This is a genomic window from Rhodanobacter sp. G2-10 (assembly GCF_055809185.1).
Window position 1 is genome coordinate 76,030 of sequence record NZ_CM147900.1, and the last position, 24,093, is coordinate 100,122.

Genomic DNA, 24,093 nt, shown 5'->3' on the forward strand with positions numbered 1-24,093 from the left:
ACGCACGACATTCCGCCCGGGACCCGTGGTACCGGTACCGGTGGTAATGGTGGTAATCGTGGTGACGATGACGCCGATGCACGAGCGCATGCGACCGGTGCAAACCGGTGCGAAGTGCATGCGAGCTGGTGCGGAAAGTGGCGACATGGTTTCGACCTTACGGGGATTGCTGCGCTGCAGTCAACAGATACATCTGCAACTTTTTTCGCGCCCGCGCTGCAGCCCCTGCCCGTGGCATGTTGTCGCGTCCACGCCATCGCCCCCGAAGCGAGGCTTGCGTGGTCCTACAATGGGCGGATGACCACCTCCGCACCACGGCGCAGATTCCCCCGCGCGATCGTCGTGCTGCTCGCGCTTTGCCTTTGCGGTGCGGCGCCCGCCGCCACGCCACAGAACGACCCGGCACCATCGGTGCCTGACACCATGCAACAACGCGTGATGGCATGCGCCAGCTGCCACGGCGCGCACGGCGAGGGCTCGCCCGACAATGTGCTGGTGCCGCGTCTGGCCGGCAAGCCCGCCGGCTACTTGCTGCAGCAACTGGAGTACTTCCAGACCGGTCAGCGCCGGCATGCGCCGATGGAGTACGTGGTGCGCCAGCTGAGCCCGGCCTACCTGCGCCAGATTGCCGACTACTTCTCCCGCCAGGACCTGCCCTACCGGCAGTGGCCCGTACCGAAGGTTCCTGCCGAAACGATGCGACGCGGCGAGCAACTGGTGTTGCATGGCGATCCCGGTCGCGCCGTGCCCTCGTGCGTCAGTTGCCATGGTGAAAAACTCACTGGCGTGGAGCCGATGATGCCCGGCCTGGTCGGCCTGTCGTACGGCTACCTCAGCGCCCAGCTGGCGTCGTGGCGCAACCACACCCGCGCGGCGGAGGGGCCTTATTGCATGGGCGTGGTGGCCAACCGCATGCGTGAATCCGACATCACCGCTGTGTCCGCGTATCTGGCCAGCCAGAAGCCGCCGGCCGACATGCACCCGGAACCCGCCTCGGCACAGACCACGCCGTTGCCCGGTTGGTGCGTGATGGGTCAGAGCGGGGTGACTCCATGAAGTGGCTGCGACGTGGAGCGGCTCTGCTGGTGCTGATCGTGCTGATCGGCGGCCTGGCCTGGTGGTATCTCGGTCGCAGCGCGCTGCAGCCTTCGTCGCCAGCGCAGCATGTTGCCGATGCCGCCGCGCTGAACGATCCCGCGGTCATCAAGCGCGGCGAGTATCTGGCCACGGTCGGCGATTGCGCCGCCTGCCACACGGCCCGCGGCGGTCAGGCCTATGCCGGCGGACGTTCGCTGGCCACGCCGTTCGGTGACGTGCCGGCGCCGAACATCACGCCCGATCCGGCCACCGGCATCGGCCAGTGGAGCTTCGACGACTTCTGGCGCGCACTGCACGAGGGCAGGGGCCGCCAGGGAGAGCTGCTGTACCCGGTGTTCTCCTACACCTCGTTCACCAGGGTCACGCGCGAGGACGCGCTGGCGATCTTTGCCTATCTGAAGTCGCTGCCGCCGGTGAACCGGCCCGATCTTCCATCGGGCCTCGCGTTTCCCTACAACGTGCGCAGCAGCCTGCTGGCGTGGCGCGCGCTGTACTTCACGCCGGGCGTGTTCAAGCCCGATCCGGCGAAATCCGCCGAGTGGAACCGCGGCGCCTACCTGGTGCAGGGGCTGGGCCACTGCAACGAGTGCCACACCGAGCGTGATTCGCTGGGCGGCATCAAGAAGGACAACCATCTCACCGGTGGCCAGATCCCGGCGCTGCACTGGTACGCGCCCGATCTCAGTACGCAGGAAGGTGGCGGCCTCGAAGGTTGGCGTGCGCAGGACATCGTCGACCTGCTGAAAACCGGGCAGTCGGCCAAGGGCAGTGCCTTCGGGCCGATGGCCGACGTGGTGCGACTGAGCACCCAGCACATGACCGATGCCGATCTGCAGGCCGTGGCGACTTATCTGCAATCCCTGCCGCCACGGGCGCCCGCCAAGTCGAATGCGCCGTTCAAGCGCGCCGCCAACATCGAGCAGGGCGGCAAGCTCTACGCGAAGCACTGCGCCGACTGCCACGGCATGGATGGCAACGGCGTGGCCGGTGTCTATCCGCCGCTCAACGGCAATACCTCGGTCACCGAACCCACCGGCATCAACGCGATCCGCAGCGTGCTGCTCGGTGGCTTCGCCCCCGCCACGGCCGGCAACCCGACGCCCTACTCGATGCCGCCGTTCGCGCAGCAGTTGAATGACGACGACATCGCGGCGCTGGTCAACTACATCCGCCAGTCTTGGTCGAACCAGGCCGGCGCGGTGCAACCGGACAAGGTGAGCACCTATCGGCACACGCCGGTCGATTGAGCGCTCGCCACCACGCGGGCAGGGCGGTGCGTCACGGCGACGATACGCCGCACGGCGATGTCTGGACTAGGGTCCCGGGTTGGGCGCAAGCTGGATTTTTCGCAGGCAAGAGGAAGCAGACGGATGGGCGGCAAATTCTGGATCGTGGCGTCGGCGGCACTCGGCCTGGGCTGCCTGCCGTTGGCGGCGCAAGCCTGCGCCACTTGCGGTTGTACCCTGAGCACGGATGCGGCGACTGGCTACACCACCCAGTCGGGCTGGCGTCTGAACCTCGATTACACCTTCATCGACCAGGATCAGCTGCGCAACGGCACCGGCAAGGCCACGCCGCAACAGGTGGTGGATCAGCCATCCGACCCGGCTGCCGGCGGCGGCGAGATCGAGAAGCGCACGATCAACCGCTACACCAATCTCAGCCTGGCCTACCGGCTCAACGCCGACTGGGGCTTCAATCTGCTGCTGCCTTACGTGCTGCGCAGCCACACCACCTACGGCGATCAGGACCAGCCGTATGCGCCGGCGCAAACCGCGCCCGACCAGATCAGTGGCACGCGTGTCTCCGGGCTGGGCGACGTGAAGCTGCTGGCCAGCTACCAGGGCTTCCTGCCCGTGCACAACCTCGGCGTGCAGTTCGGCCTGAAGCTGCCGACCGGTCACTACGGCGGCGAGACCGAGGACGGCAAGGTGGTGGGTCAGCCGACCTACTTCCGCTCCGGCCCGGCGCGGGGCGAGGCGCTGGACACCAGCCTGCAGGCCGGCACCGGCAGTACCGACCTGATCGTGGGTGCCTACTACTACCAGCCGGTGAGCCAGAACTTCGATGCCTTCGTGAATGGCCAGTTCCAGGCCGCGGTATCGCAGCGGCTGCACAGCGCAGGCGCCGACTTCCGCCCCGGCAATCTCGCCAGCGCCAGCCTGGGCCTGCGCTACGAGGCGCATGCGAACTGGGTGCCGCAACTGCAGCTCAACCTGCTGCACAAGAGCGCCGACCAGGGTGCCTTGGCCGACACGCCCGACACGGCTGGCACCATCGCCTACCTGAGTCCGGGCATCAGTGCGACCCTGGCCAGCGGTGTGCAGGCCTATGCGTTCGTGCAGGTGCCGGTGTACAGCCGTCTGGACGGCTATCAGCTGCTCCCGCACTGGACCGGTACGCTCGGCATCAGCGTGGCGCTGTGAATACGCATACCCTCCTCGGACGCTTCGGCATCGCATGCGCGATGCTCGCGTTGCTGGCGATCGCGGTTCCCGCCCAGGCCAACCACCTCGTCGTCGGCCAACCGGCACCGCCCATCACCCTGACCACCCTGGAGGGCAAGAAGATCGCCACCACCGACCTGCGCGGCAAGGTGGTGATCGTCACGTTCTGGGCCACCTGGTGCGAGCCGTGCCGCGAGGAGCTGCCGCTGCTCTCCCGTTACGCGAGCGAACACAAGTCGCAAGGCCTGGTCGTGCTCGGTTTCAGCCTCGATACGCCCGACCAGCTCGCCGAGGTACGCGCCATCGCAGATACGCTGAGTTTCCCGGTGGGCTTGCTGGGCGACCCGCACGTGCCGGGCTATGGCCGCATCTGGCATCTTCCCGTGAGCTTCCTGATCGGTCGCGACGGCCGGCTGCTCGACAACGGCTGGAAGGATCACGATCCGGTATGGACGTCTGAACGGCTGCAGCGGATCGTCACCCCGCTGCTCGGCAAAACCGACTGAGTCGACCTTGCGGCGTGCCGGTCAGCGCATGATCCCGGTGTGCCCGAGCGAATAGCGTCCCGGTTGTGGCCATACGGTCAGCCCGTGCGGCTCCATCCCCACCTTGATGGTGCGGACCTTGCCGGTATGGGTGTCGATGGCATAAACGACGTCGTCGAAACGCCCCGACAACCACAGCATGCTGCCGTCGGCGCTGACGTTGCCCATGTCCGGGCTGCCGCCGTGCGGAATCGGCCAGGTGGCGACGACCTTGCGCGTGGCGAAGTCGATCACCGAGACACTGCCCTTGCCATGGCACGCGCCGTGGATGCTGTGCGAACCGCGATTGGCCACGTACAGTCGGGTGCCGTCACGGCTCGGATACAGGCCGTGGGTGCCGATGCCGGTGTGGATGAAGCCGATCCTGGTGAAGTCGTCGCCATCGATCAGATAGACGCCATCGGCCATCATGTCGGCCACGTAGAACACCTTGCCGTCGGGCGAGACGCGGATGTCCTGCGGCATGCCTCGGCGTTTCAACGTCAGGTAGCCCAGTACCTGGTGGTTGACCATGTCGATCTTGGCCAGCTTGCCTCCGAACTCGCAGGTGAAGATCGCGTAGCGGCCGTCGATCGAGAAGTCGGCGTGATTGATGCCCTTGCAGCCGGGCACTGGCAGGCTGAATTTCAACGCCATCGAGTGGGCGTCGCGGAAGTCCAGCCGCGCATGCTCCTCGGCCACCACGATGGCATCCCTGCCGTCCGGGGTGAAGTACATGTTGTACGGGTCGTCGACCGGCACGGCCTGACCGGGTTTGCCGCTGATCGGGTCGATCGGGGTAAGGCTGCCGTCGTCGCGGTCCTCGGCATTGTTGGTCACCCACAGCGTGCGCAGATCGTACGACGGCACGATGTGCTGCGGACTGCGACCGACCTTGAACGTGTCCACCACCTTGAAGGTGGTCGGGTCGATCACCGACACGCGATTGGAACGCACATTGGGCACGTAGACCCGTGCCAGTGCGCCGGCCACGGCAGGGCTGAACATGTTGGCGCCGGCGTCGCCGTACAGGTTGGCGGCGTCGGTCACCGGCGGCATGCCGGGCACCGTGTGCACCGCTGATCCGGCGACAACCGGCGCGGCGATGCCGGCAGCCCAGAGCAAGACCGCCGTGCAGGCGAAGTGTCGTCCGTGGCGAAACAGTTGCGTGTTGATGGTGAGTGTCCTCGCAAAAAGGTTTGGCAAATTTCAGCGTGAAGGTGGGTCGCGCTCAGTGTCCGGCCGTGGCCTTCCTGATCGCCTCGACCGTCCTGGCAACGATCAGGTCGACGCCCAACTGGCCCAGTGCGGCCGTCGAGCGCCGTGCGTCGCCGCCATAGACACCCATGGCGGCGCCAGGCTTGCTGCCGTCGTGCAGTTTATCCACTCGCACCATCTGTGGCGCGACTGCCAGCTGAAGCGAGGTATCGGCCAGTCCGGCATGGGTGCCGATCTCGTCTGCGCGGAAGCCGTGCCGGCGCAAGATCCTGTCGAAGCCGCTGGAGCTCGCCGCGTAGTATTCCGGCGGCGCCAACGCCCGGATGCCCGAACCGGCCCATTGCCTGTTCAGGTGCGCCACCACGCGCTGCAGGTCCTGCTGGTAGCCGCCATGGTCGCCCAGCAGCACGATGTTCCTGAAGCCATGCACCGCGAAACTGTTGGCCGCCGATTCCAGCACCTGCTCGAATGCGGCATCCGGCACCGTGATCGTCCCCGCGAAACGCATATGGCCGCGCGGTGGCGCGTAGCTGCCTTCGGGCACATAGGCGACGACCGGCGCCACCAGCGCATTGCCCAGCTGTTCCGCAACTTTCTGCGAGAGCCATGCCGCCCGCGCATTGTGTTTGCCCAGCGCGATGGCGGGGCCGCTCTGCTCGGTGCCGCCGATGGGAATGATGATGGTGGTGGCACCAGCCTGGATGCGGTCGCGCAGTTCGGTCCAGGTCAGGTCCTGCAGCTGAACTGTGCGCGGCGGGTGCGCGCAGGCGATTTGTGCCAGCGCAAGCAGGAGCACGAGGCCGATGGTGCGGCGAAAGGGAATGCACGTGATCAAGGGTGTGGGCACGCTGCTGGGGCTGACGGTCGGGTGGTCGATGGCCGGGTTGCCGGCGGCCGTGCTATTCCGCGTCCGTGGCCGGCACGAAGTCCTTCAGGGATTCCAGCTCCTGCTCCAGCTTGTCCAGTTTCTCGTCGATCTGGGCGCGTTGTTCGCGCAGGCGCTCAATGGTGTTGGCGAGCTCGGTGCGGCGGATGTCGAGGATGGTGGCCATGGGAGTCTGTCTGCTCTTGCGGAGTCGTGGCTAGCTGCTGTTGACGACCATTGTGCACCTTGCGCGCGTGGCCTTGCTCGATGTGCCCGCGGACCCGCCGCCTGGCGCTGCTCAGGCAAGGCGCGGTCGCGATCGGCGCACCCGTCATTCAGACAGGGCCAGCACGCAGTCGTCCGCGCCGTAACTGCAGCAGCAAACCGGGAATATCGTGACCTCGTTCGACGCCACGGCATTCCCCAGCACGCCTTCCAGGAAACCGCTGAAGAAGGTGCAGCCGGAATGGCCGTCTCGCGTGCACAGCGGGCTGTTGCGGATATGCACCTGGGCGCCATCCTGTTCAACCTCGGCCAAGGCACCCAGCGCGGATATGCCGAGCTGGGCAATTGCATCAATCAAGGCGAGTTTGCCGAGCTGCGCATGCTCGTGCTCGAACACCCAGCGGCCGATGCGCACTCCCGCCTGATGCAGCGACGGTTCGCGCGCCCCTTCGGCGACCGAGCCAGCCAGCGTCAGCAGGCGCGGCATGATCTGCGGGTACTCGGCGTCGAGTCTCGATACGACCTTGTCGATGGCTGCCTGGTCGGGTTCGAGCGCGACCTGTTCGACGAAGGGTTCGTCCAGCACCGGCGGTGGTGCGGGCGGGGCACGTGGCGGTTCGGGCAGGATGAAGTCGAAGTCCGGCTCCGGCCTGGATGGCGCTGCGGCCTCCGGCTCGGGCGCGGCCTCGCTTCCGCCCGCGGGCACGGTTGCCGGAGCGGCCGTGAGACGCGCGGGTGCGATCTGGTCAAACGCCGCGGTGGTCGGTGCGGCGACCTTCGGCGTGGCGGTCGCGGGGTTGCCGGCGACCGCCACGGGTTCGGGTTCGGGCAGCGGCGCGGGAACGTAGTTCAGCACCGTGCGTGAGGCCGCGAAATGCGGGCGTACTTCGCCCTCGACACAAGGCGCAAGTTCGAAGCTGATGATGCGTTCGTAGGCGCGCAGCGCCGATTCCAGCGCACGCTTCTTGCGCCGTGGTCCGCGGACCACCATCGTGAGCAGGATGCCGTGCGGATCCTGGATCAGGCGTTGCCGCTGCAAGGTGAAACCGTTCTCGATGACGCAATGGCCGACTTCGACCAGCAGGCCCTCCCGTCGTTCCGCGAGGGCCTGGATTTCCAGCTCGATCATCAGGCCCCCTGTGTGCGTTGCTGGTGTACTGAGTAGTGTGCAACAGCATGCCCGACGCCGTACGGGCAAAACGTGACGTACCCTCAAACTCGGCAAATATACAGGCACCAACGAGCCCCGGGCGCCAGCTGCTGGGCGGGCCAACTCCCTTCACGAGGTGCTACCTCGCAATGGAGTATGGTGAATACCCTTGACTATGAGAACTTGCGGATCGCCATGGAAACGGATGCATCCGGGGTGCAGTCAATGTTTGCGCGTCTTGTCGCCGGGAGCATGGATGCTGCGCGAAACGCGGACTTGGCCATCTCGATCTGGCGCGACATGGTCGCGGCGCTGGCGCCGATCATAGGTCCGTCCGGGGTAGCCGCGCTGCTCAAACGCAGCATTCATCTGACGCGCGCTGAACATCCCTGCCTGCACCACCTCGACGAGGGTGCGTCGCCAAGCGACGCGCTGGACATGCTGCGGGGGGTGTTGTCACGACAGGAAAGCATGGAGGCGGTTGCGACGAATGTCGCGTTGTTGCAGCACTTCCATGAAGTGCTGGTCAGCCTGATTGGCGCATCGCTCACCGAGCGGTTGCTGCGTCCCGTATGGGACATCACCTCAAGCGGCGACGCCGTATCGGAAGACATCACATGACCATTGCCAAAGCCACCATCAACCGGCTCAGCACCGGCGTGCCTGGATTGGACGAGGTGCTGGGCGGTGGTCTGCCCGAATTCTCGTTCAATGTCATCGCCGGGTCACCCGGCAGTGGAAAGACCACGCTGGCGCACCAAATGATGTTTGCGCTGGCCACACCCGCGCGTCCGGCGCTGTATTTCACCGTGCTCGGCGAGCCACCGCTGAAGATGCTGCGATACCAGCAGCAGTTCGACTTTTTTGACAGCGAGAAGGTCAATCACTCGATTCATTTCATCAATCTTGCCGAGGAAGTGGCTTCGGGCGACCTCGCCCGCGTGCTGGCGCGAATCGTGGCCGAGGTCGAGGCGCACGGACCGGGCCTGGTATTCGTCGACTCGTTCCGCTCGGTCATCCTCGCCGGGTTGGCCGAGGGCAGTCGTTTCATCAGCCTGCAGCAGTTCGTCCAGCAGTTGGGTGTGGTGATGACCAGCTGGCAGGCGACCACCTTCCTGATCGGCGAGTACTTCAGTGACAGCGATCCCAGCCCGGTGTTCACCGTGGCCGATGGCTTGATCTGGCTGCGCCAGGACGTCCAGCGTGATTCGATGGTACGCAAGCTCAACATCGACAAGATGCGTGGTCAGGCCACGATGCCGGGGTTGCATACGTTCCGGATCGGCAACTCGGGGCTGCGGGTGTTTGCGCCATCGCTGGCGATGAGTATTTCCGCGCCTGTCACCAACTCGCCGATCAGGGAGCGGATGTCGATGGGGGTGCCTGAGCTGGATGCCATGATGGGCGGCGGCTTGCCGCGAGGTTACTCGTTGCTGGTGGCCGGACCGTCCGGCTCGGGCAAGAGCATCTTGGCGGCGGCGTTTCTGGTCAATGGAGCCAGCCGCGGCGAGACCAGTGTGATTGCCGCGTTCGAGCAGCGCGCGACGCAGTCGCGCGGCAAGCAGATTGCCGAACTGATCGTGTCCGGCCAGATCGGCGTGGTCGACACGAGGGACCCGGGGCTGTCGGTTGACGAGATCTCCGTGCTGCTGATGGCGGAGGTGCAGCGGCTCAACGCCACCCGCGTCGTCATCGACTCGCTGTCGGGTTTCGAGCTGTCGCTGGCGCCCGGTTTCCGCGCGGATTTCCGCGAGGCGATGGCACGGATGGTGTCGGCCCTGGCCAGCACCGGCGTGACCGTGCTGATGACTTCGGAGCTGGAGGATCGCTACACGGAACTGCGCTTCAGCCCCTATGGCACGGCATTCCTCACCGACGCGATCATCGTGCAGCGATACATCGAGGTGGAAAGCCGCCTGCTGCGGGTGATGGCGGTACTCAAGATCCGGGCCAGCGCGCACTCCAGTGACCTGCGCCTGTTCCACATCGATGACGAGGGAATCAAGATCGGCGAGAGGCTGGGCAACTACGAAGGCCTGCTTGGTGGCCGTCCAAGGCGCCGCGCTTCCCTGCACACGCTGCCGCTGGGCTCCGACGATGGATGATTGCCGCGGCAGCGTGACGTCATGATCGATCGGTCCCACTCCGCCGAGGCGGTCGCCAAGCGAGCCACCGCATTGCTCGACAAGGAAGCCGCCCGCCTGCGCCAAGAATTGGTGGAACTGCAGCAACAGCTTTCCCGTGCGCGGCATCAGCTCAGTGCCGACCATGCCATCCAGTTGCAGGAAGCCAACCAGAAACTGGTGATGGCCGTCCTGCAAGCCGATCAGAACGCCGAAAAGGCCCTCGTCGATCTGGCCACCCTGACCGATACCTACCAGCGCGACGGCTTGACCGGCGCGATCAACCGCGCGCCGATGCTGGACCGGATCGAGCAGGCGCTGCTGATGGCCCGGCGCGAGCAGCGGCAGATGGCTCTGGTGTTTGTCGACCTGGATTATTTCAAACAGATCAACGATCACCTCGGTCATGCCGCGGGCGATGAGGTATTGCAATTCGTAGTGCGCTCGCTGCAAGCGGTGCTGCGTGAATCAGACGCCGTATGCCGTTACGGTGGTGACGAGTTTCTGGTGCTGCTTGCGGAGATTTCGGCACCTGCCGACGCGCGTCGGCTTGCGGCCTTGATGTTGGCGGCGCTCAGCAAGCCCGCCAGTGTGGCGGGAGAGGTGCTGGAACTTTCGGCCAGCATGGGCATCAGCATCTATCCCGATGACGGGGAGGACGTGACCGCCCTGATCAACCATGCCGACAGGGCGATGTATCGGAACAAACGGGACTTGCCGCGCAATCTCCAGGCGCGCGATGCGGCCTGGTTGCGGCGCAAAAGCCCGGCGGTACACGGGGGTTCGCCACACGCGCCTGACCTTGTAACGGAATCCGCGCGGCAGCCCTCCATTCACGATATGCGCGAGGCCAATGCGCAACTCGTAGAGGCCGCCCTGCAAGCCCAGCAATCCACGCTGGACGCGACCGAGGCGCAACGCCAGCAGATGAAATTCATGGCCATTGCCGCGCATGAGCTGCGCAATCCGCTGACCCCACTACGCATTGCAACCGAACTGTTGATCCACCACGCCACGGACGATCTGCAGGTCGCGCGCCTCGAAGCGATCATCGAGGGCCAGGTCACCCACCTTACCCGGCTGATCGACGACCTGGTCGACGGCTCGCGCTTGAGTACCGGCAAGCTTCGGATCGAGCGCAGCGATTTCGACCTGCGGGACTTGCTCGGGCACGTGGTGGATTTCTGTCGGCCAGGCATGGAGCTTCGCCAGCAGCACCTGAGCATGCGCACGACGTCCGAGCCGGCCAGGTTGCATGGTGACCCGGTACGGATCGGGCAGGTGTTCCGCAACCTGCTGGACAATGCCAGCAAGTATTCGCACGATGGCGGCGAGATTGCCATCGAACTACTGGTTCGCGATGGCTCGGCGGTGACCACCGTGCGGGACAACGGCATCGGCCTGTCGGCCGAAGCGTTGTCGGCAGTATTCGGCCTGTTCGTGCAGGATGAAGCCGGGTTGGCGCAGTCCGCGGGCGGTCTGGGTATCGGCCTGGCAGTGGTGCGCGAGCTGGTGCAGGCACATGGCGGACAGGTCGTCGCCCGCAGCGAGGGCCGCGGTCAGGGCAGCGAGTTCGTGGTGACGCTGCCGCTGGTGAAGCAGGGTGGAACCCACTGAGGCCGGAACCGCACGCCGCAAATCTCGCGTGTTTTCACGCGCGTTGAACGCCGCAGCGTGAGCTGCGGTTTGCTGAACAGCGACAGGCACCCCCGCGCGTGACTTCAGGGCTTCACGAAGCGCAACGTCATCCGATCCGATTCGCCCACCTTTTCAAGCTTGGCGTGCTCGCTCTGCGGGCCAGCAAGATTGGGCGGCAGGCGGTGCACGTTGATGTCCTCCGGATCGTCCGGGTTGGCGTTGATCCCGGACACGCCCTCAAGCCGGAAGCCGGTCTTCAGGCCCAGTGCGATCAGGTAGTCCTCGGGAATGCGGTGCAGCTTCTTCGAGGACTCCTGCGCATCGGCGAAAGGCTTGGCGCGATGCTCCACCACGCCGAACACGCCGCCGGGCTTGAGTACGTCGAACACGGATTTGAACACTGCTGCCAAGGTGTCGGGACTGTGGTTGAGCCAGTCGTGGGTGTTGCGGAAGGTCAGCACCATGTCGGCGGAATCCGGTGCGCCCAGGTCGAGCTGCAACGGCGGCGCAAACGGCACGACTTGCTCGATGTGGCCGAACACGGCCGGATTGGCCTTGATCTTGTCGGCAAACTTCGTTGAGCCCGCTTCAATCAGATGCCCATGCGCGGCGAGGAATGGCGCAAGGATCTCGGTGTACCACCCGCCACCCGGGTCCAGCTCGATCACCGTCATGTCCGGCCGGATACGGAAGAATTCCAGGGTCTGGACCGGATGGCGGTATTGATCGCGCGTCTTGTTCGCGGTGGAGCGCCAACTCCCATCGACGGCCCGTTGCAGCTGGGTGGTGACCCTCGTATCCGTGGCGACGGCGCTGGCGAAGGCGGGCAGCAGCAGGGCGATGGTCAGGACGATCAGAGATTTGCAGGAGCTATGGCGCATGGTCTGGATGTGCCGAGGCGGGCTTTCCAGCCTACTCCGGTACGGTTCGGGTTGGCAGCCTGCCTGCTGCTCCCTGCCGCCGGGCGCTCGCGACATCGCGGTTGCGTGATTCAGTGCGCGCCAGCGGAGATTTCTCGCGGCATTCGGGAGTGCCGTGGACAGGAAGATCAGCATTTCTCGTGGGCATGCCCGGGGATCAGCGCCAGCCGGAATCGCGCGCTGCGCGTTCTTGCTGGGCGTTGAACGCGTCGCCGCGGATACGCGCATCCACCGCGGCCTGGACTTCGGGCGGCAAACCACTGCCGGCCTGGCGCAAGCCCCCGCTTGCGGGCTCGCTCACCGTGCTGTACGCCGGCAGCGCCCAGCCCGCCTGGCCGTGGCAGGCAAGGCCCGCCATGGCCGGTTTTGCGTGAGCGACGAAGGTGCGGCAGATCTGGCCGTCCGCGCTGCGGAAGGTCAGGCCGACACGGATGGACGCACCCTGTTCGGGTTCGCTGGCCAGCGTCTGGTCCAGCGCTCGCGACAACGCTCCGGCGGCAAACTGCCGATTGTCCTGCACGCGCACCAGATCGCCGTTGCCCCGCCAAAAGATTGCCACGCTCAACACTGCGAGGGATGCGGCCACGGCCGCCGCCGGAACGAACCAGCGCCGGCGAAGGCGGTGTCGATTCGCGCCAGATCCGGGTCGGCGTCGGGCCATGGCGAGAGGAGCGACCGAGATGGTTGCCGGAGGCGCTGGGGCTTTCAACAGCGCGGCCAGATGCGCTGGCACCGGTTCTTCGAGCACCGGGTCGAATGCCGCGTTCAGTTCCGCCCTGACCGCGCGCGCCTGCTGCACGCGATGGGCGAGCAAAGCGTCCTGGACCAGCGCCGCGTCGATGCTTGCGGTGGCGGAGGCGTCGAGTTCGCCATCCACATAGGCCTGCAAGATGTCGTCGTCGATCGGTTTCATGTGTCCTTCCCAAGAAGGTTCTGCAGGGTGGCGCGAGCACGCGCCAGACGGCTGGTGACGGTTCCCACCGGCACCTCCATCAGCTCGGCGGCTTCGCTGTAAGACAATCCCTCGACCAGCACCAATGCCACCACTTCACGATGATCCGGTGGCAACGCTGCCAATGCCGCCGCCAGTTCTATCTTCTGCGCGGGTGCGCTACTGCGGTCGGAGCTGTTGGCGCCGGCCTCCTCGGGCGCAAACAGGTTTTGCGAGCGCCCGCGTGCGCGCATTTCATCGCGCCATGCATTGCGTGCAATCGCGAACACCCACTTGTCCAGTGCGGCGTCCGGCCGCCATTGCGTGGCCCGGCTGAGCGCCCGCTCGAGCACGATCTGCACCAGGTCGTCCGCGTCGGCTACCTGTCCGGCCAGCGCCCGCGCCAGTCGGCGCAGACGCGGGAGCAGCGGAATCAATCCTTCACGCACGGCTTGGCTCGGATCCACGTATTACCTTTCCAGTACGTTCGAGTGGGGCAAATCCTTCCCTTGCGCCCGACGGTCCGGTTCGGGGGCATAAAGTCGACCAATGCTAGCATCCGGATTCTTCGCTACCGACCGGGTGCGCCATACGATGCAGCGTCTGCTTTCCATGCTCATTTTCGTGCTGGCGGTGCTTGGCGCGAGTCCTGCGCATGCACAGGTGCTGGGTCCCGTGCGCGGTTTGCCCGGCGCGCAGATTCCGGGCGTGGGCTTGCCAGGGTTGCCGCCCGAGCCGACGTTGCCGCGTGTCGACGACCTGCTGCAGGCGACCCGCGCATTGCCGCGCCAGTTGCAGATCGATGCGCTGGTGCGCGAACGACCACGGCGCGTGGCGGTCGATCCCCATGGCGAGCCGGTGCTGCGCGGTGAGTTTCTTGCGCTTGGCCTGACCGGGATGGAGCAGGCTGCCTTGCAGGCGCAGGGCTTTGCCGTGGACAGTCGAAGCTCGACCGACGCGTCTCTCGGTCTGGACATGGTGATCCTGCACGACACGCGCGGACGCAGCGAAGCGCGCGCCATGCGCGAACTGCAAGCGGCGGCGCCGAAGGCGGTGTTCGCCTATCAGCACCTGTACCTGCCGGCCGGAACTGGCGACGTCGTCGGCGAACGTCCGGCGGTGCGCCGTCCATCCGCCAACCTGCCGCACCGCGTGGGTTTGATCGATGGCGGCGTGGATCCGTCCGATCCGGCGCTGGCTCGCGCACACATCGTGGATCACGGCTGCTCCAGGCCGACCGAATCGAGGCACGGCACCGCGGTGGCTTCGCGCCTTGTCGAGGGCGACGCCGACACACTGTATGCAGCTGACTTGTGGTGCGGCGATGTGGTTGGCGGAGCAACCTCGAGCCTGGTCGATGCGCTTGCCTGGATGGCGCGCGAGCGCGTGCCGGTGATCAATATCAGCCTGGTTGGACCGGATAACCCGGTGCTCGCGCGAGCGGTGCAGACGATGATCGCGCGCGGCCACGTGCTGGTCGCTGCAGTGGGCAACGACGGACCCGCGGCGCCGCCCTTGTTCCCGGCGGCCTACCCGGGTGTGATCGGCGTCAGTGGCGTCGACGCGCGCGACCGCATCCTGCCGGAGTCGGGCCGGGGTGACCAAGTTGCCTTCTGCGCCTTGGGCGTGATCGGCAGCGGCCGCCACGCGTTGCGCGGCACATCGTTCGCGGCACCCATCGTGGCGCGACGGGCTGCCCGATTGCTCGCTTCGCCACAGGTCGGTGCCGCAGCGCAAGTGATGCGTCGCCTGGCCAGCGAGGCTCGCGATCTGGGGTCGCCCGGGCGCGATCCGCGCTATGGCTTCGGGCTGTTGTCCCCTTGAAACTGAACGGGTATCGAACGTGACCCGGTCGCAGGGAAGGAATCATCGAGCCCGAACGTAATGGACCTTGCAAGCCGCGGATCCCCCGCAGGCAGGAGGTCCTCTCATGCGAAACAGCACTCTCGACAACAAGTCCCTCAACATGACCTTGATCGCTGGCGCCTTTGCGTTGGTGATGATGGCCCCGGTTCATGCCCAAGTAGTGGGCGGCGGCGGCCTTGCCGGCGGCCTCGCTGGTGGGCTGGTTGGCCCGATGAATTCCGCGATGGGCCAGATCGCTGGTTCGGCCCACGGCGCCGGCAGCATCAATAGGCCCGACGTCGGCAAGATGGGGGTACAGGACCGCGCCGAACGTTTGAAGGGACGGGTCTCTTCGGCTGCTGCTTCGGCCAAGAGCACGGCGGCGGAAGGCGTCGGTCAGGCGAACGGTTCGGCGGGTGCCGGCACCACTGCCGGCCTGACCGGGGCGGTTGTTGGCAATGTCGGCCCGAACGCCGGTACCGCGTTGAATCCCGCGGCCAGCCTGGCCAGCTCAGCCACAGGTGCGGTCGACGCCACCGCCACGCGCAACGCCGCCGCCAATGCGACCGGACAGGCGCTTGGCCAGGCAGGTGCTGCCGCTTCGACTGCCAAGGCCGACGTCGCTGGTGCCGCGAACCATGCGCGGGACCGGATCGGCAAGGTCGCCGGCCGTGCGCAGGGTTCGGCCCATGCCGCAGCACAAGGCGCTGCAGCCGGCGGCGAGCACTCGCTCTCGCTGGCGAGCGGCGTGGCCGGCAACGCGTCGCCCGCCGGCAACGTCGATGTGGGGAACACCAACCCGCCGTCAAATGACACCGCGGCGCCGACTCCGCACCAGGCTCCGGCACTGCTCCACGGGGCGCAAGGCAGCAAGGCCGTCTCGGTTGATCTGACTGGCTCAGGCGCGGCCAGTGGCAACGCCGGCAGCGCCGGCTCGGTCGGACTGGGCGGTGTTCCGGCGACGCGTGCAGATTCCGCTGCCAAAGGCTCGGCCCATGCGAGCGGCCACGCTGGCGCGCACGGTTCGACCAGCGACGGCGTGTCCACCTCGGCGCAGGCCGACGGCAGCGCGGGTGCCAGTGCGAGCACCCATCACCACTGATCGCTCGCCGAATTCACACGCTTGCGGGCCCGGCATCCTGCCGGGCCCGCTCACCAAGGCTTGATAGAAGGACTCCACGGCATGCGCAAGAACATGAACCGGATGGCGATCGTCGGCGCCGTACTGATCGGCATGCCGACCGCACATGCGGCCGACGGCTTCAGTATCGGCACCGGCGCCAACTACAGCACCGGCAACTATGGCTCCGACATCACGACCGAGATCTGGTCGGTTCCGTTCACTGCGATCTATCAGAGCGATCGCTGGACCTTTGGGCTGAGCATCCCTTACGTCCACGTTCACGGTTCGGGCAATGTCATTCCGGGTACCGGCCCGGTGGACAACACCAATCCGCTCGAGCGCGGCCTCGACCAACTGCTCGGCGGCGGATCGGCGCCGACCGGCGGCGACACCAGCACCGCTGCTGCGGGCGCCGGAGACCTGGTGGCATCGGCTGGCTATCGCCTGTTCTCCAGTGACGACCGCAGCTTCGGGATTGTTGTCACCGGCAAGATCAAATTTGGCACCGCAGACGTCAACAAGGGACTGGGTACCGGCGAGAATGATTACGGCGTCTCGCTGGACACCTACAAGACCCTCGGCAAGTGGACCCCGTTCGGCGGCATTGGCTGGACGAACTACACCAGTTCGCCATACATCAGGCTCGACAACGCCATCCATGCAAATGCCGGCATGGACTACCGGCTCGCGGACAAAGACAACCTGGGCGTCGCTTACAACTACCGGCAGCGGATCGCGGCAGGCGGCGCGAGCCAGAGCGAAGTCACCGCCTACTGGGCACACAAGTTCAACCCGCGCCTTCGTCTGCAGGGTCAGGCCACCGGCGGCATGACCAACGGCAGCCCGGACTGGGGTGTTGGAACGTCGATCAACTACAGCTTTTGACGGGTCCCGGCGGTGTGCGGGCGAGGGCCGGTCGACGCAGGGTTCGCAACCGGGCCGACGTCGACCCGGCTGCGAACTGCACATCAGTCATTCCGCACCACCGCGGCAACCTGGGCATGCACAAGCTTCCAGGTGTCACCCTGCTTGGCATCGATGCGCGTGGACTTTGCCAGGCTTGGCGCGCTCCTGCCGTCCTTTCGATCATGCGTCGGCCAGCGCGACGGCGCGCGTGCCGACCTGCACGAACGGGCTTGGCCGACCATCGGATCCCGAATCACCCGCGGCGCGATCCGCGCAGTTTGTCGATCGAGAAACTGGCGATCTCGCTGCCGCCCACGCGACGCGGTTGACCCACCGGCGGGCCCCAGGCGTGGGCGCTGACGACTTCCCAGGTGGCCGGAATGCGCCCGTCCACGCGCATCGCTTCGTAAGCCTGCAGCATGCGCTGGTAGCGCTGCTTGCCGGTGAGCCCGCGCTCGCGCATGCGGTCGGCATTGGTGGCGCCGAGGCCTTGCAGCTCTTCCAGCAGCTTGCGCGGCTCGCTGTAGGTCAGGGTGTAGCGGAACACATCCAGCACCGGATCGCGCAGGCCCGAGGCGAGCATGGCATCACCCACATCGTGCATGTCCAGGAACCGGCTCACGTGCGGCTGTTGATCGGCTTGCGCCCAGGCACTGCGCAGCTCCATCAGCGTATCGGGGCCGAAGCTGGAGAACACCATCAGGCCACCGGGTTTCAGCACGCGCATGCATTCGCCGAACAACGTGGCCAGGTCGTCGACCCACTGGAAACACAGGTTGGAATACAGCACGTCGATGCTGTGGTCCGGTAGCGGCAAGGCGCTGGCGTCGGCGCAAACGCGCCCGAACGGCCTGCGCCAGGTGCTGTGCCGCCTGGCCGCACGCAGCATCGGCAGCGCCAGGTCGACCGCGATCACCTCCGCCTTGGGGTAGCGTTGTTTCAGCAGGGCGCTGCCACGACCCGTGCCGGCACCGACATCGAGCACCCGCTTCGGCGCCTCCAGATAGAAGCTGAGCCGCTCCAGCAGATGCTTTTGCACCTCGCGCTGCAGCGCATCGTGTTGGTCGTAGGTGGCCGCGGCACCGGAAAAGTTGCGGTGCACCTGGCGGCGATCGAGGTGGAAATCATTCATTCGGAAAGACTCAGCGCGACAGGTCGGCCGGCGTGTTGCGCAAACAGGGGTTGCAGCGCCTGCACCAGCGCCGACACGTGACCGAAGAACGGGGCGTGACCGGCCTGCGCGATCTCGTGCATGGCGCCGCCGCACTGGCTGGCCGACCAGGCCATCGCCTGCGGCGGCACCAGACGGTCGCGGCGACCGGCGATCCAGGTGCTGGGCACGCCCAGGTCAGGCAGCGCGGCGCGGCGGTCGCTGTCCTGCAGGATGCGAATCCCTTCCTGCAGTACACGCAGATCAGGCTTGCCGCGGGCGAACACCAGCTCGCGCAGATGGCGCAGCTCCTTGCGCGGATCGGCGCTGCCCATCGCCTCCAGCGCCAGAAAGCGCTCCAGCGTGGCGTGGTAGTCGGTTTCCAGGTCGCTGGCCAGCTGCTGCACCAGCGCGGCATCGCTGCCGTGCGGCCAGCTGGCGTCGCGCACGAATTTGGGCGTGGCACACAGCATGGCCAGGGCACGCACCTGCTGCGGCATCTCCAGCGCGGCCGTGAGCGCGATCAATCCACCCAGCGACCAGCCCAGCCAGATCGCCGGCGGCGTGACCGCGGCGATCGCGGCGGCGCAGGCGTGCGGTTCCAGCGGCACCGCGCAGTCGCGCGAATAGCCATGACCGGGCAGGTCGACCACATGCATGGTGCAGTGCTCGGCCAGCGCATCGACCAACGGCTGCAGCACGTCACCGTGCATCGCCCAGCCATGCAACAGCACCAGCGGGATGGGCCCGTGGCCGCGCTTGTCGACGTGCAGATTCACGTCGGAAGCTCAGTGATATGAGCAGGACGCAGTGTCCGGTCAACGGCGCCGCGACCGTCGAACACGAAGCAGTCGCCATGCCAGTGCGCCGCGTCGGTCTGTTCCAGGTATTTCAGGATGCCGCCCTCGAGCTGGTAGACGTGTTGCATGCCCAACTCACTCATGTGCAGCGCCGCCTTCTCGCAGCGGATGCCGCCGGTGCAGTACGACACCACGGTCTTGCCGGCGTAGCGCGCCCGGTCGGCGGCGATCGCGTCGGGAAACCCGGTGAAGCTGGCGAGGCGGTAGTCGACCGCCTGCGGGAACTTGCCGACGGCGGTTTCGTAGTCGTTGCGCGTATCCAGCAACACCACCTCGCGCCCGTCGTCGTCATGACCGTGGTCGAGCCAGCGGCGCAGCGTGGCTGCATCCACCGAGGCCGCCCGGCCGCCTTCGGGCCGGATCGTCGGCATGCGCATGGTGATGATCTCGCGCTTCAGGCGCACCCGCATCCGGCGGAAGGGTGTGCTGTCGGACAGCGATTCCTTCGGCGCGATATCGGCGAAGCGCGGATCGTCGTGCAACCGTGCCACGAACTCGTCGATGTCGGTGCGTGTGCCGGCGAGGAACAGGTTGATGCCCTCGGGCGCGAGCAGGATCGTGCCTTTCAACGTCAGCGCCTCGCACCGAGCCAGCAACCGTTCGCGCAGCGCCGGCAGGTCGTCCAGGCTGATGAATTTGTAGGCGGAGATATTGACGATCGACATGCGGGGGATCACGGCAGCAAGCCGGCAATTATACGCGGTGAGCCGGGTTCAGCCGGCATGGCCCGGCCGGCGAAGGGTTTCCAGCGCGGCCAGCAATCGGTCCACATGCGCTTCTTCATGCGCGGCCGACAAGGTGATGCGCAGTCGAGCCTGTCCGGCGGGCACCGTGGGCGGCCGGATCGCGGTGACCAGCAGGCCGTGCGCTTCCAGCTCCTGCATCGCCGTGACGGCAGCTTCGGCGCTGCCGAAACGCAGCGGCTGGATCGCACTGCGCGAGTCCATCAAGGGCAGGCCCAACTCGGTGGCGCCGCGGCGGAAACGCTCGATCAGCGCCGCAAGCTTGTCGCGGCGCCAGCCTTCGCTTCGTGCCAGTTCCACCGCTACCAGCGCGGTGGCGGCCAGCGCCGGTGGCATGGCGGTGGTGTAGATATAGGGCCGCGCGAACTGGATGAGGCCTTCGATCCATGCCGCCGGGGCGGCGACGAAGGCTCCGCTGCAACCCAGCGCCTTGCCCAGCGTGGCCATCAGCAAGGGGACTTCACTCTGCCCAAGGCCGGCGGCATCGACGCTGCCGGCGCCGTGCGATCCCAGCACGCCCAGGCCGTGTGCGTCGTCCACCATCAGTGTGGCGCCTGTGTCGGTGCAGGTGGCGGCCAGTTCGACCAGGGGCGCCACGTCGCCGTCCATGCTGAACACGCCATCGGTGGCCAGCAGCGCGGCTGCGTCAGGGTGACTGTGCAATTGGCGTCGCGCGCTGTCGATGTCGGCGTGCCGATAGCGCTTCAGTCCGGCGCCCGCGAGCTTGGCCCCGTCGAGCAGGCAGGCGTGGTTGAGTTTGTCTTGCACGCAGACGTCGCCGCTCCCCAGCAGCGCCTGCATCACGCCAAGGTTGGCCATGTAGCCGGTGGAAAACAGCAGCGCGCGATCCCGGCCAGTCCAGGCGGCCAGTGCCTCTTCCAGCGCGGCGTGCTCTCTGCGGTGGCCACAGATCAGGTGTGCGGATGTGCTCCCGACGCCAACCTGCCGCGCCGCGCGGACGAGCGCCCCGATTACCGCCGGGTGCTGCGCCAGACCCAGGTAGTCGTTGCTGCAGAACGACAGCAGGCGACGGCCGCCAAGATCGAGCCACGGCGCGTCGGCATGTTCGATCGTGCGCAGTCGACGTAGCAAACCGGCCTGCTCGCGTGCGGCCGTCTGGACGGCCAGACGTTGCAGCAGGTCAGGCCGCTGCGCTGCAGCCACAGCCTGCTCCGCAGCCAGCTTCGCTTGTGGCACCGAGCGCCGTCTGGCCGGGGCCGGTGTCCTCGGTCACCTCCATCGGATGCAAGTCGAGTCGGCGGAACAACGCCTCATCGGCAGCCACATCCGGGTTGCCGGTGGTCAGCAGCTTGTCGCCATGGAAGATCGAACCCGCGCCGGCATGGAAGCACAGCGCCTGCACCGCGTCATCCATCTGCTGGCGCCCGGCCGACAACCGCACGATCGACAGCGGCATCAGCAGACGCGCCACCGCAATCGTGCGCACGAACTCGAAGGGATCGAGCTTTTCCGCATTGGCCAGCGGCGTGCCCGGCACGGGGACCAACTGGTTGATCGGCACCGACTGCGGATGTTCGGGCAGGTTGGCCAGCGCCTGCAACAGGCCGGCGCGCTGGTCGCGGGTTTCGCCCATGCCGACAATGCCTCCGCAGCAGGTTTTCAGGCCGGCGTCGCGCACCTGCTCCAGCGTTTCAAGTCGATCCTGATACTCGCGGGTGTGGATGATTTCGCCGTAGAACTCGGGCGCGCTGTCGATATTGTGGTTGTAGTAGTCCAGCCCGGCATCCTTCAGCGCCTTGGCGTGGCCGTCGCCAAGCAGGCCCAGCGTGGCGCAGGTTTCCAGGCCCAGCTCCTTCACGGCGGCGACAATCGCGGCGACCTTGGGAATGTCACGGTCCTTCGGTCCGCGCCATGCCGCACCCATGCAGAAGCGGCTGGCGCCGGCGGCCTTGGCCGCGCGGGCGCGCTCCAGCACGTCGTCGATCTGCAGCAACTTCTGTGCGGCCACGCCGGTGTCATAGCGCGCGGCCTGCGGGCAGTAGGCGCAATCCTCGGGGCAGCCGCCGGTCTTGATCGAAAGCAGGGTGGATACCTGCACCGCGTTCGGGTCGTGGTGTGCGCGATGCACGGTGTGCGCCCGATGCAGCAATTCATTGAATGGCAGGTCGAACAGCGCGCGCACCTCGTCGCGGCTCCAGTCATGGCGGGTGGTGGCGTCGGCCATCGGTACGTGCTCCGGTCGGTAAGGCGGAAAGTGTGGAAGTCGGCCCATTCCCTGTCAACCAAACCGGTGCTGATCAAGTTGACGGCGGCGTCGACAGCAGGCTGCTAGGATCACCTTCGGACTGCCAAGGGAGGGGCGGCGATGGTTTTCAGGGAAGGCATGCGGCGCACCTGGTTCGGCCTGCACCGTTTCGTTTTGCCGTTGCGATGCTTGTTGTGCGGCGCTGCTGGCGCCAATGGCATTGATCTCTGCGCCGACTGTGCGGCCGAGTTGCCGCGCAACCGCAGCTGTTGCGCGCGCTGCGCGCTGCCGCTGGCCACGCCGGCGGACCTGTGTGGCGAGTGCCAGCAGCATGCGCCGCCCTGGGATGCGGCCTGGGCACCGTTCCGCTACGGTTGGCCGCTGGATCGGTTGGAGTCCCGCTACAAATTCGCCGGAGATCTGGCAGCCGGACGCGTGCTGTCGAGCATGTGGCAACTCGAGCCTTGTCCGGTTGGTCTGCCATCGCTGCTGCTTGCCGTGCCGTTGCATCGAAACCGGCTGCGTCGACGCGGCTACAACCAGTCGTTGGAGCTGGCCAAGCCGCTGGCGCGCGCGCTGAACCTTCCGCTGCGCCAGGATGTACTGCAACGCGTGCGCGCCACCGATGCGCAGACCGAACTGGATGCGAAAAGCCGCCGCCGGAACGTGCACGGGGCATTCGCGCCAGGCGCGGGGCTGGCGCTGCCGGCCCACGTGGCGATCCTCGACGATGTGATGACCACCGGCGCCACGCTTGCCGAGTGCACGCGCGTGCTCAAGCGGATCGGCGTGGCGCGGGTCGACGTGTGGGCGCTGGCGCGGGCGCCACGAGGACGCGGTCCGTAGCGGCTTTCCGGTTGAGTGATTGCCGGCGGGCGCAGCCCGCCCTGCGGAGTGGGTGCGATGGCAGTGGGCATGAGGCACTGACACCGCTGCACGCCGACCTGTGTAGGGCGGGCTCTGCCCGCCGCTTGCTCGCGCGTGACGAAGGGCCGGCGGGCGGAGCCCGCCCTACGGGATGGTGCGATGGCAGTGGGCATGAGGCAGTGACACCGCTGCGCGCCGACCTGTGTAGGGCGGGCTCTGCCCGCCGCTTGCTCGCGCGTGACGAAGAGCCGGCGGGCGGAGCCCGCCCTACGGCGCGTGCAGAGGTGTGTGTTCAGCGCAGCGCGAGGGCCAGCACGATGCCGACCCACAGCGTGAGGCCGAGCCAGTTGTTGTGCCGGAATGCGGCCAGGCAGGCATCGCGCAGGCGGTCGCGGATCAGCCAGTGCTGCCAGGCGAACAGTCCGGCGGCCATCAGCAAGGCGAGCCAGTACGGCCAACCAAGCTGCGCGCGCTGGCCGACGAACAGCATCGCCAGCAGGAAGGTGCCCATCAGCATGCCCAGGATCGGCAGGTCGGCATCGCCGAACAGGATCGCGGTGGACTTGGCGCCGGCCTTGAGGTCGTCTTCGCGGTCGACCATCGCGTACTCGGTGTCGTAGATCGTGGACCACAGGATGTTGGCGATGAACAGCAGCCAGCCGATCGGCGGCACGGTGTTGGTCACCGCGGCAAACGCCATCGGGATCGACCAGCCGAAGGCGGCGCCCAACACCACCTGCGGCATGTACGTATGGCGCTTGCTGAACGGGTACAGCGCCGCCAGCGCAACGCCGACGAAGGACAGCTGGATCGTCAGTTTGTTGGTGAACAGCACCAGCACGAAGGCGACGAGCACCAACACGCCGAACACCAGCAGGGCCTCGCGTGGACTGACCCGCCCCGAGGCAATCGGTCGGCCGGCGGTACGGGCCACCTGTGGATCGAGCTTGCGGTCGGCGTAGTCATTGATCGCGCAACCGGCGGCGCGCATCACGAACACGCCGAGGGTGAAGATGACGAGCGGCTTCCATGGCGGAAAATCGCCGGCGGCCAGCCACAGTGCCCACCAGGTCGGCCACAGCAGCAGCAGCGCGCCGATCGGTCGATCCATCCGGGTCAGCACCAGGTAGTCGAGCGCCTTTTCGCGCTGCCGCACCGGCAGTTTGCGCAGCAGCCAGTTCAGTACGCGGGTGGCGCGCGTCGAGCTGTCCGCCGGCTGCAGCTTGGCCTTGGCAGGGACTTTCTTCGCAGCGG

Annotated in this window: 24 protein-coding genes; 11 read left to right on the forward strand and 13 right to left on the reverse strand. The window is 66.7% G+C overall.

The genetic code is table 11. The annotated features are described in order from the left end of the window. Window positions 1-297 precede the first annotated feature (297 nt). The 4 genes from AC0L58_RS00370 (at window position 298) to AC0L58_RS00385 (ending at window position 4,051) form a co-directional block, all read left to right on the forward strand. Window positions 298-1,056, forward strand: a complete 759-nt coding sequence (locus AC0L58_RS00370; protein WP_473685556.1) for a c-type cytochrome — start codon at window positions 298-300, stop codon at window positions 1,054-1,056. After that, window positions 1,053-2,345, forward strand: coding sequence for a cytochrome c (locus AC0L58_RS00375; RefSeq protein WP_473685558.1), 1,293 nt, complete (start codon window positions 1,053-1,055; stop codon window positions 2,343-2,345). Before AC0L58_RS00370 ends, AC0L58_RS00375 begins: the two co-directional genes overlap by 4 nt. Window positions 2,346-2,468: 123 nt before the next feature. Then, window positions 2,469-3,524, forward strand: coding sequence for a transporter (locus AC0L58_RS00380; RefSeq protein WP_473685560.1), 1,056 nt, complete (start codon window positions 2,469-2,471; stop codon window positions 3,522-3,524). Further along, a complete protein-coding gene (locus AC0L58_RS00385) occupies window positions 3,521-4,051 on the forward strand; it encodes a peroxiredoxin family protein (RefSeq protein WP_473685562.1) in 531 nt (176 codons plus the stop codon). Before AC0L58_RS00380 ends, AC0L58_RS00385 begins: the two co-directional genes overlap by 4 nt. Window positions 4,052-4,072: 21 nt before the next feature. On the opposite strand, the gene AC0L58_RS00390 is transcribed toward AC0L58_RS00385, so the two are convergent. The 4 genes from AC0L58_RS00390 to AC0L58_RS00405 form a co-directional block, all read right to left on the reverse strand. Then, a complete protein-coding gene (locus AC0L58_RS00390; RefSeq protein WP_473685564.1) occupies window positions 4,073-5,146 on the reverse strand; it encodes a YVTN family beta-propeller repeat protein in 1,074 nt (357 codons plus the stop codon). A gap of 154 nt (window positions 5,147-5,300) precedes the next feature. Then, a complete protein-coding gene (locus tag AC0L58_RS00395; RefSeq protein ID WP_473685566.1) occupies window positions 5,301-6,083 on the reverse strand; it encodes a creatininase family protein in 783 nt (260 codons plus the stop codon). A 103-nt stretch (window positions 6,084-6,186) separates the two neighbouring features. Continuing rightward, entirely contained in the window at window positions 6,187-6,339 is a 153-nt protein-coding gene (locus tag AC0L58_RS00400) for a hypothetical protein (RefSeq protein WP_473685568.1), read from the reverse strand. A gap of 144 nt (window positions 6,340-6,483) precedes the next feature. Then, window positions 6,484-7,506, reverse strand: coding sequence for a hypothetical protein (locus AC0L58_RS00405; RefSeq protein WP_473685570.1), 1,023 nt, complete (start codon window positions 7,504-7,506; stop codon window positions 6,484-6,486). Between the two features lie 180 nt (window positions 7,507-7,686). On the opposite strand from AC0L58_RS00405, the gene AC0L58_RS00410 reads away from it, so the two are divergent. Genes AC0L58_RS00410 through AC0L58_RS00420 form a run of 3 tightly spaced genes read left to right on the forward strand, consistent with a single transcriptional unit; the run spans window position 7,687 to window position 11,267 of the window. After that, window positions 7,687-8,148, forward strand: a complete 462-nt coding sequence (locus tag AC0L58_RS00410) for a hypothetical protein (protein ID WP_473685572.1) — start codon at window positions 7,687-7,689, stop codon at window positions 8,146-8,148. Further along, window positions 8,145-9,632, forward strand: coding sequence for an ATPase domain-containing protein (locus AC0L58_RS00415; RefSeq protein WP_473685574.1), 1,488 nt, complete (start codon window positions 8,145-8,147; stop codon window positions 9,630-9,632). Before AC0L58_RS00410 ends, AC0L58_RS00415 begins: the two co-directional genes overlap by 4 nt. A gap of 21 nt (window positions 9,633-9,653) precedes the next feature. After that, window positions 9,654-11,267 carry a diguanylate cyclase domain-containing protein gene (locus AC0L58_RS00420; protein ID WP_473685576.1) on the forward strand — a complete coding sequence of 538 codons (1,614 nt, stop codon included), beginning with the start codon at window positions 9,654-9,656 and terminating at the stop codon, window positions 11,265-11,267. A gap of 104 nt (window positions 11,268-11,371) precedes the next feature. Here AC0L58_RS00420 and AC0L58_RS00425 read toward each other — a convergent pair whose 3' ends face one another. The 3 genes from AC0L58_RS00425 to AC0L58_RS00435 form a co-directional block, all read right to left on the reverse strand. After that, window positions 11,372-12,169, reverse strand: a complete 798-nt coding sequence (locus tag AC0L58_RS00425) for a class I SAM-dependent methyltransferase (protein WP_473688515.1) — start codon at window positions 12,167-12,169, stop codon at window positions 11,372-11,374. Between the two features lie 196 nt (window positions 12,170-12,365). Continuing rightward, window positions 12,366-13,121: an anti-sigma factor family protein gene (locus AC0L58_RS00430; RefSeq protein ID WP_473685578.1), complete on the reverse strand. Its 756-nt coding sequence runs from the start codon at window positions 13,119-13,121 to the stop codon at window positions 12,366-12,368. Then, window positions 13,118-13,606: an RNA polymerase sigma factor gene (locus tag AC0L58_RS00435; protein ID WP_473685580.1), complete on the reverse strand. Its 489-nt coding sequence runs from the start codon at window positions 13,604-13,606 to the stop codon at window positions 13,118-13,120. Before AC0L58_RS00435 ends, AC0L58_RS00430 begins: the two co-directional genes overlap by 4 nt. Before the next feature lie 127 nt (window positions 13,607-13,733). Between AC0L58_RS00435 and AC0L58_RS00440 the strand changes: the two genes are divergently transcribed. From AC0L58_RS00440 to AC0L58_RS00450, 3 genes are all read left to right on the forward strand, one after another. Next, complete coding sequence (locus tag AC0L58_RS00440; RefSeq protein WP_473685582.1) at window positions 13,734-14,963, forward strand: S8 family serine peptidase; 1,230 nt, start codon at window positions 13,734-13,736, stop codon at window positions 14,961-14,963. 106 nt (window positions 14,964-15,069) lie between these two features. Further along, window positions 15,070-16,086 carry a hypothetical protein gene (locus AC0L58_RS00445; RefSeq protein WP_473685584.1) on the forward strand — a complete coding sequence of 339 codons (1,017 nt, stop codon included), beginning with the start codon at window positions 15,070-15,072 and terminating at the stop codon, window positions 16,084-16,086. A gap of 102 nt (window positions 16,087-16,188) precedes the next feature. Beyond that, window positions 16,189-16,992 carry a transporter family protein gene (locus AC0L58_RS00450; protein WP_473685586.1) on the forward strand — a complete coding sequence of 268 codons (804 nt, stop codon included), beginning with the start codon at window positions 16,189-16,191 and terminating at the stop codon, window positions 16,990-16,992. A 274-nt stretch (window positions 16,993-17,266) separates the two neighbouring features. On the opposite strand, the gene bioC is transcribed toward AC0L58_RS00450, so the two are convergent. Genes bioC through bioB form a run of 5 tightly spaced genes read right to left on the reverse strand, consistent with a single transcriptional unit; the run spans window position 17,267 to window position 21,951 of the window. Beyond that, window positions 17,267-18,145 carry a malonyl-ACP O-methyltransferase BioC gene (gene bioC, locus AC0L58_RS00455; RefSeq protein ID WP_473685588.1) on the reverse strand — a complete coding sequence of 293 codons (879 nt, stop codon included), beginning with the start codon at window positions 18,143-18,145 and terminating at the stop codon, window positions 17,267-17,269. After that, the gene (gene bioH, locus AC0L58_RS00460; RefSeq protein ID WP_473685590.1) at window positions 18,142-18,942 is read right to left on the reverse strand and encodes a pimeloyl-ACP methyl ester esterase BioH; all 801 of its coding nucleotides are present in this window, start codon (window positions 18,940-18,942) and stop codon (window positions 18,142-18,144) included. The genes bioC and bioH overlap by 4 nt, the downstream gene beginning before the upstream one ends. Next, window positions 18,939-19,688: a sulfurtransferase gene (locus tag AC0L58_RS00465; RefSeq protein WP_473685592.1), complete on the reverse strand. Its 750-nt coding sequence runs from the start codon at window positions 19,686-19,688 to the stop codon at window positions 18,939-18,941. Before AC0L58_RS00465 ends, bioH begins: the two co-directional genes overlap by 4 nt. 48 nt (window positions 19,689-19,736) lie before the next feature. Beyond that, window positions 19,737-20,930 (reverse strand): 8-amino-7-oxononanoate synthase, encoded by a 1,194-nt coding sequence (gene bioF, locus AC0L58_RS00470; protein WP_473685594.1) that lies wholly within the window; start codon window positions 20,928-20,930, stop codon window positions 19,737-19,739. Beyond that, window positions 20,908-21,951 (reverse strand): biotin synthase BioB, encoded by a 1,044-nt coding sequence (gene bioB, locus AC0L58_RS00475; RefSeq protein ID WP_473685596.1) that lies wholly within the window; start codon window positions 21,949-21,951, stop codon window positions 20,908-20,910. The genes bioF and bioB overlap by 23 nt, the downstream gene beginning before the upstream one ends. A gap of 141 nt (window positions 21,952-22,092) precedes the next feature. Between bioB and AC0L58_RS00480 the strand changes: the two genes are divergently transcribed. After that, the gene (locus AC0L58_RS00480; protein WP_473685598.1) at window positions 22,093-22,818 is read left to right on the forward strand and encodes a ComF family protein; all 726 of its coding nucleotides are present in this window, start codon (window positions 22,093-22,095) and stop codon (window positions 22,816-22,818) included. A 313-nt stretch (window positions 22,819-23,131) separates the two neighbouring features. Here the strand turns inward: AC0L58_RS00480 and ubiA are convergent, their stop codons facing one another. Next, on the reverse strand, window positions 23,132-24,061 hold the full coding sequence (gene ubiA, locus AC0L58_RS00485; protein ID WP_473688516.1) for a 4-hydroxybenzoate octaprenyltransferase: 930 nt from the start codon (window positions 24,059-24,061) through the stop codon (window positions 23,132-23,134). Window positions 24,062-24,093 lie beyond the last annotated feature (32 nt).

Coding starts and splice junctions, on each gene's coding strand:
- AC0L58_RS00380 (WP_473685560.1), top strand. CDS start 2,469: ATGGGCGGCAAATTCTGGATCGTGGCGTCGGCGGCACTCGGCCTGGGC.
- AC0L58_RS00445 (WP_473685584.1), top strand. CDS start 15,070: ATGCGAAACAGCACTCTCGACAACAAGTCCCTCAACATGACCTTGATC.
- AC0L58_RS00375 (WP_473685558.1), top strand. CDS start 1,053: ATGAAGTGGCTGCGACGTGGAGCGGCTCTGCTGGTGCTGATCGTGCTG.
- AC0L58_RS00400 (WP_473685568.1), bottom strand. CDS start 6,339: ATGGCCACCATCCTCGACATCCGCCGCACCGAGCTCGCCAACACCATT.
- AC0L58_RS00405 (WP_473685570.1), bottom strand. CDS start 7,506: ATGATCGAGCTGGAAATCCAGGCCCTCGCGGAACGACGGGAGGGCCTG.
- AC0L58_RS00430 (WP_473685578.1), bottom strand. CDS start 13,121: ATGAAACCGATCGACGACGACATCTTGCAGGCCTATGTGGATGGCGAA.
- AC0L58_RS00440 (WP_473685582.1), top strand. CDS start 13,734: ATGCAGCGTCTGCTTTCCATGCTCATTTTCGTGCTGGCGGTGCTTGGC.
- bioB (WP_473685596.1), bottom strand. CDS start 21,951: ATGGCCGACGCCACCACCCGCCATGACTGGAGCCGCGACGAGGTGCGC.
- AC0L58_RS00370 (WP_473685556.1), top strand. CDS start 298: ATGACCACCTCCGCACCACGGCGCAGATTCCCCCGCGCGATCGTCGTG.
- AC0L58_RS00425 (WP_473688515.1), bottom strand. CDS start 12,169: ATGCGCCATAGCTCCTGCAAATCTCTGATCGTCCTGACCATCGCCCTG.
- AC0L58_RS00480 (WP_473685598.1), top strand. CDS start 22,093: ATGGTTTTCAGGGAAGGCATGCGGCGCACCTGGTTCGGCCTGCACCGT.
- AC0L58_RS00450 (WP_473685586.1), top strand. CDS start 16,189: ATGGCGATCGTCGGCGCCGTACTGATCGGCATGCCGACCGCACATGCG.
- AC0L58_RS00465 (WP_473685592.1), bottom strand. CDS start 19,688: ATGTCGATCGTCAATATCTCCGCCTACAAATTCATCAGCCTGGACGAC.
- AC0L58_RS00415 (WP_473685574.1), top strand. CDS start 8,145: ATGACCATTGCCAAAGCCACCATCAACCGGCTCAGCACCGGCGTGCCT.
- AC0L58_RS00420 (WP_473685576.1), top strand. CDS start 9,654: ATGATCGATCGGTCCCACTCCGCCGAGGCGGTCGCCAAGCGAGCCACC.
- bioC (WP_473685588.1), bottom strand. CDS start 18,145: ATGAATGATTTCCACCTCGATCGCCGCCAGGTGCACCGCAACTTTTCC.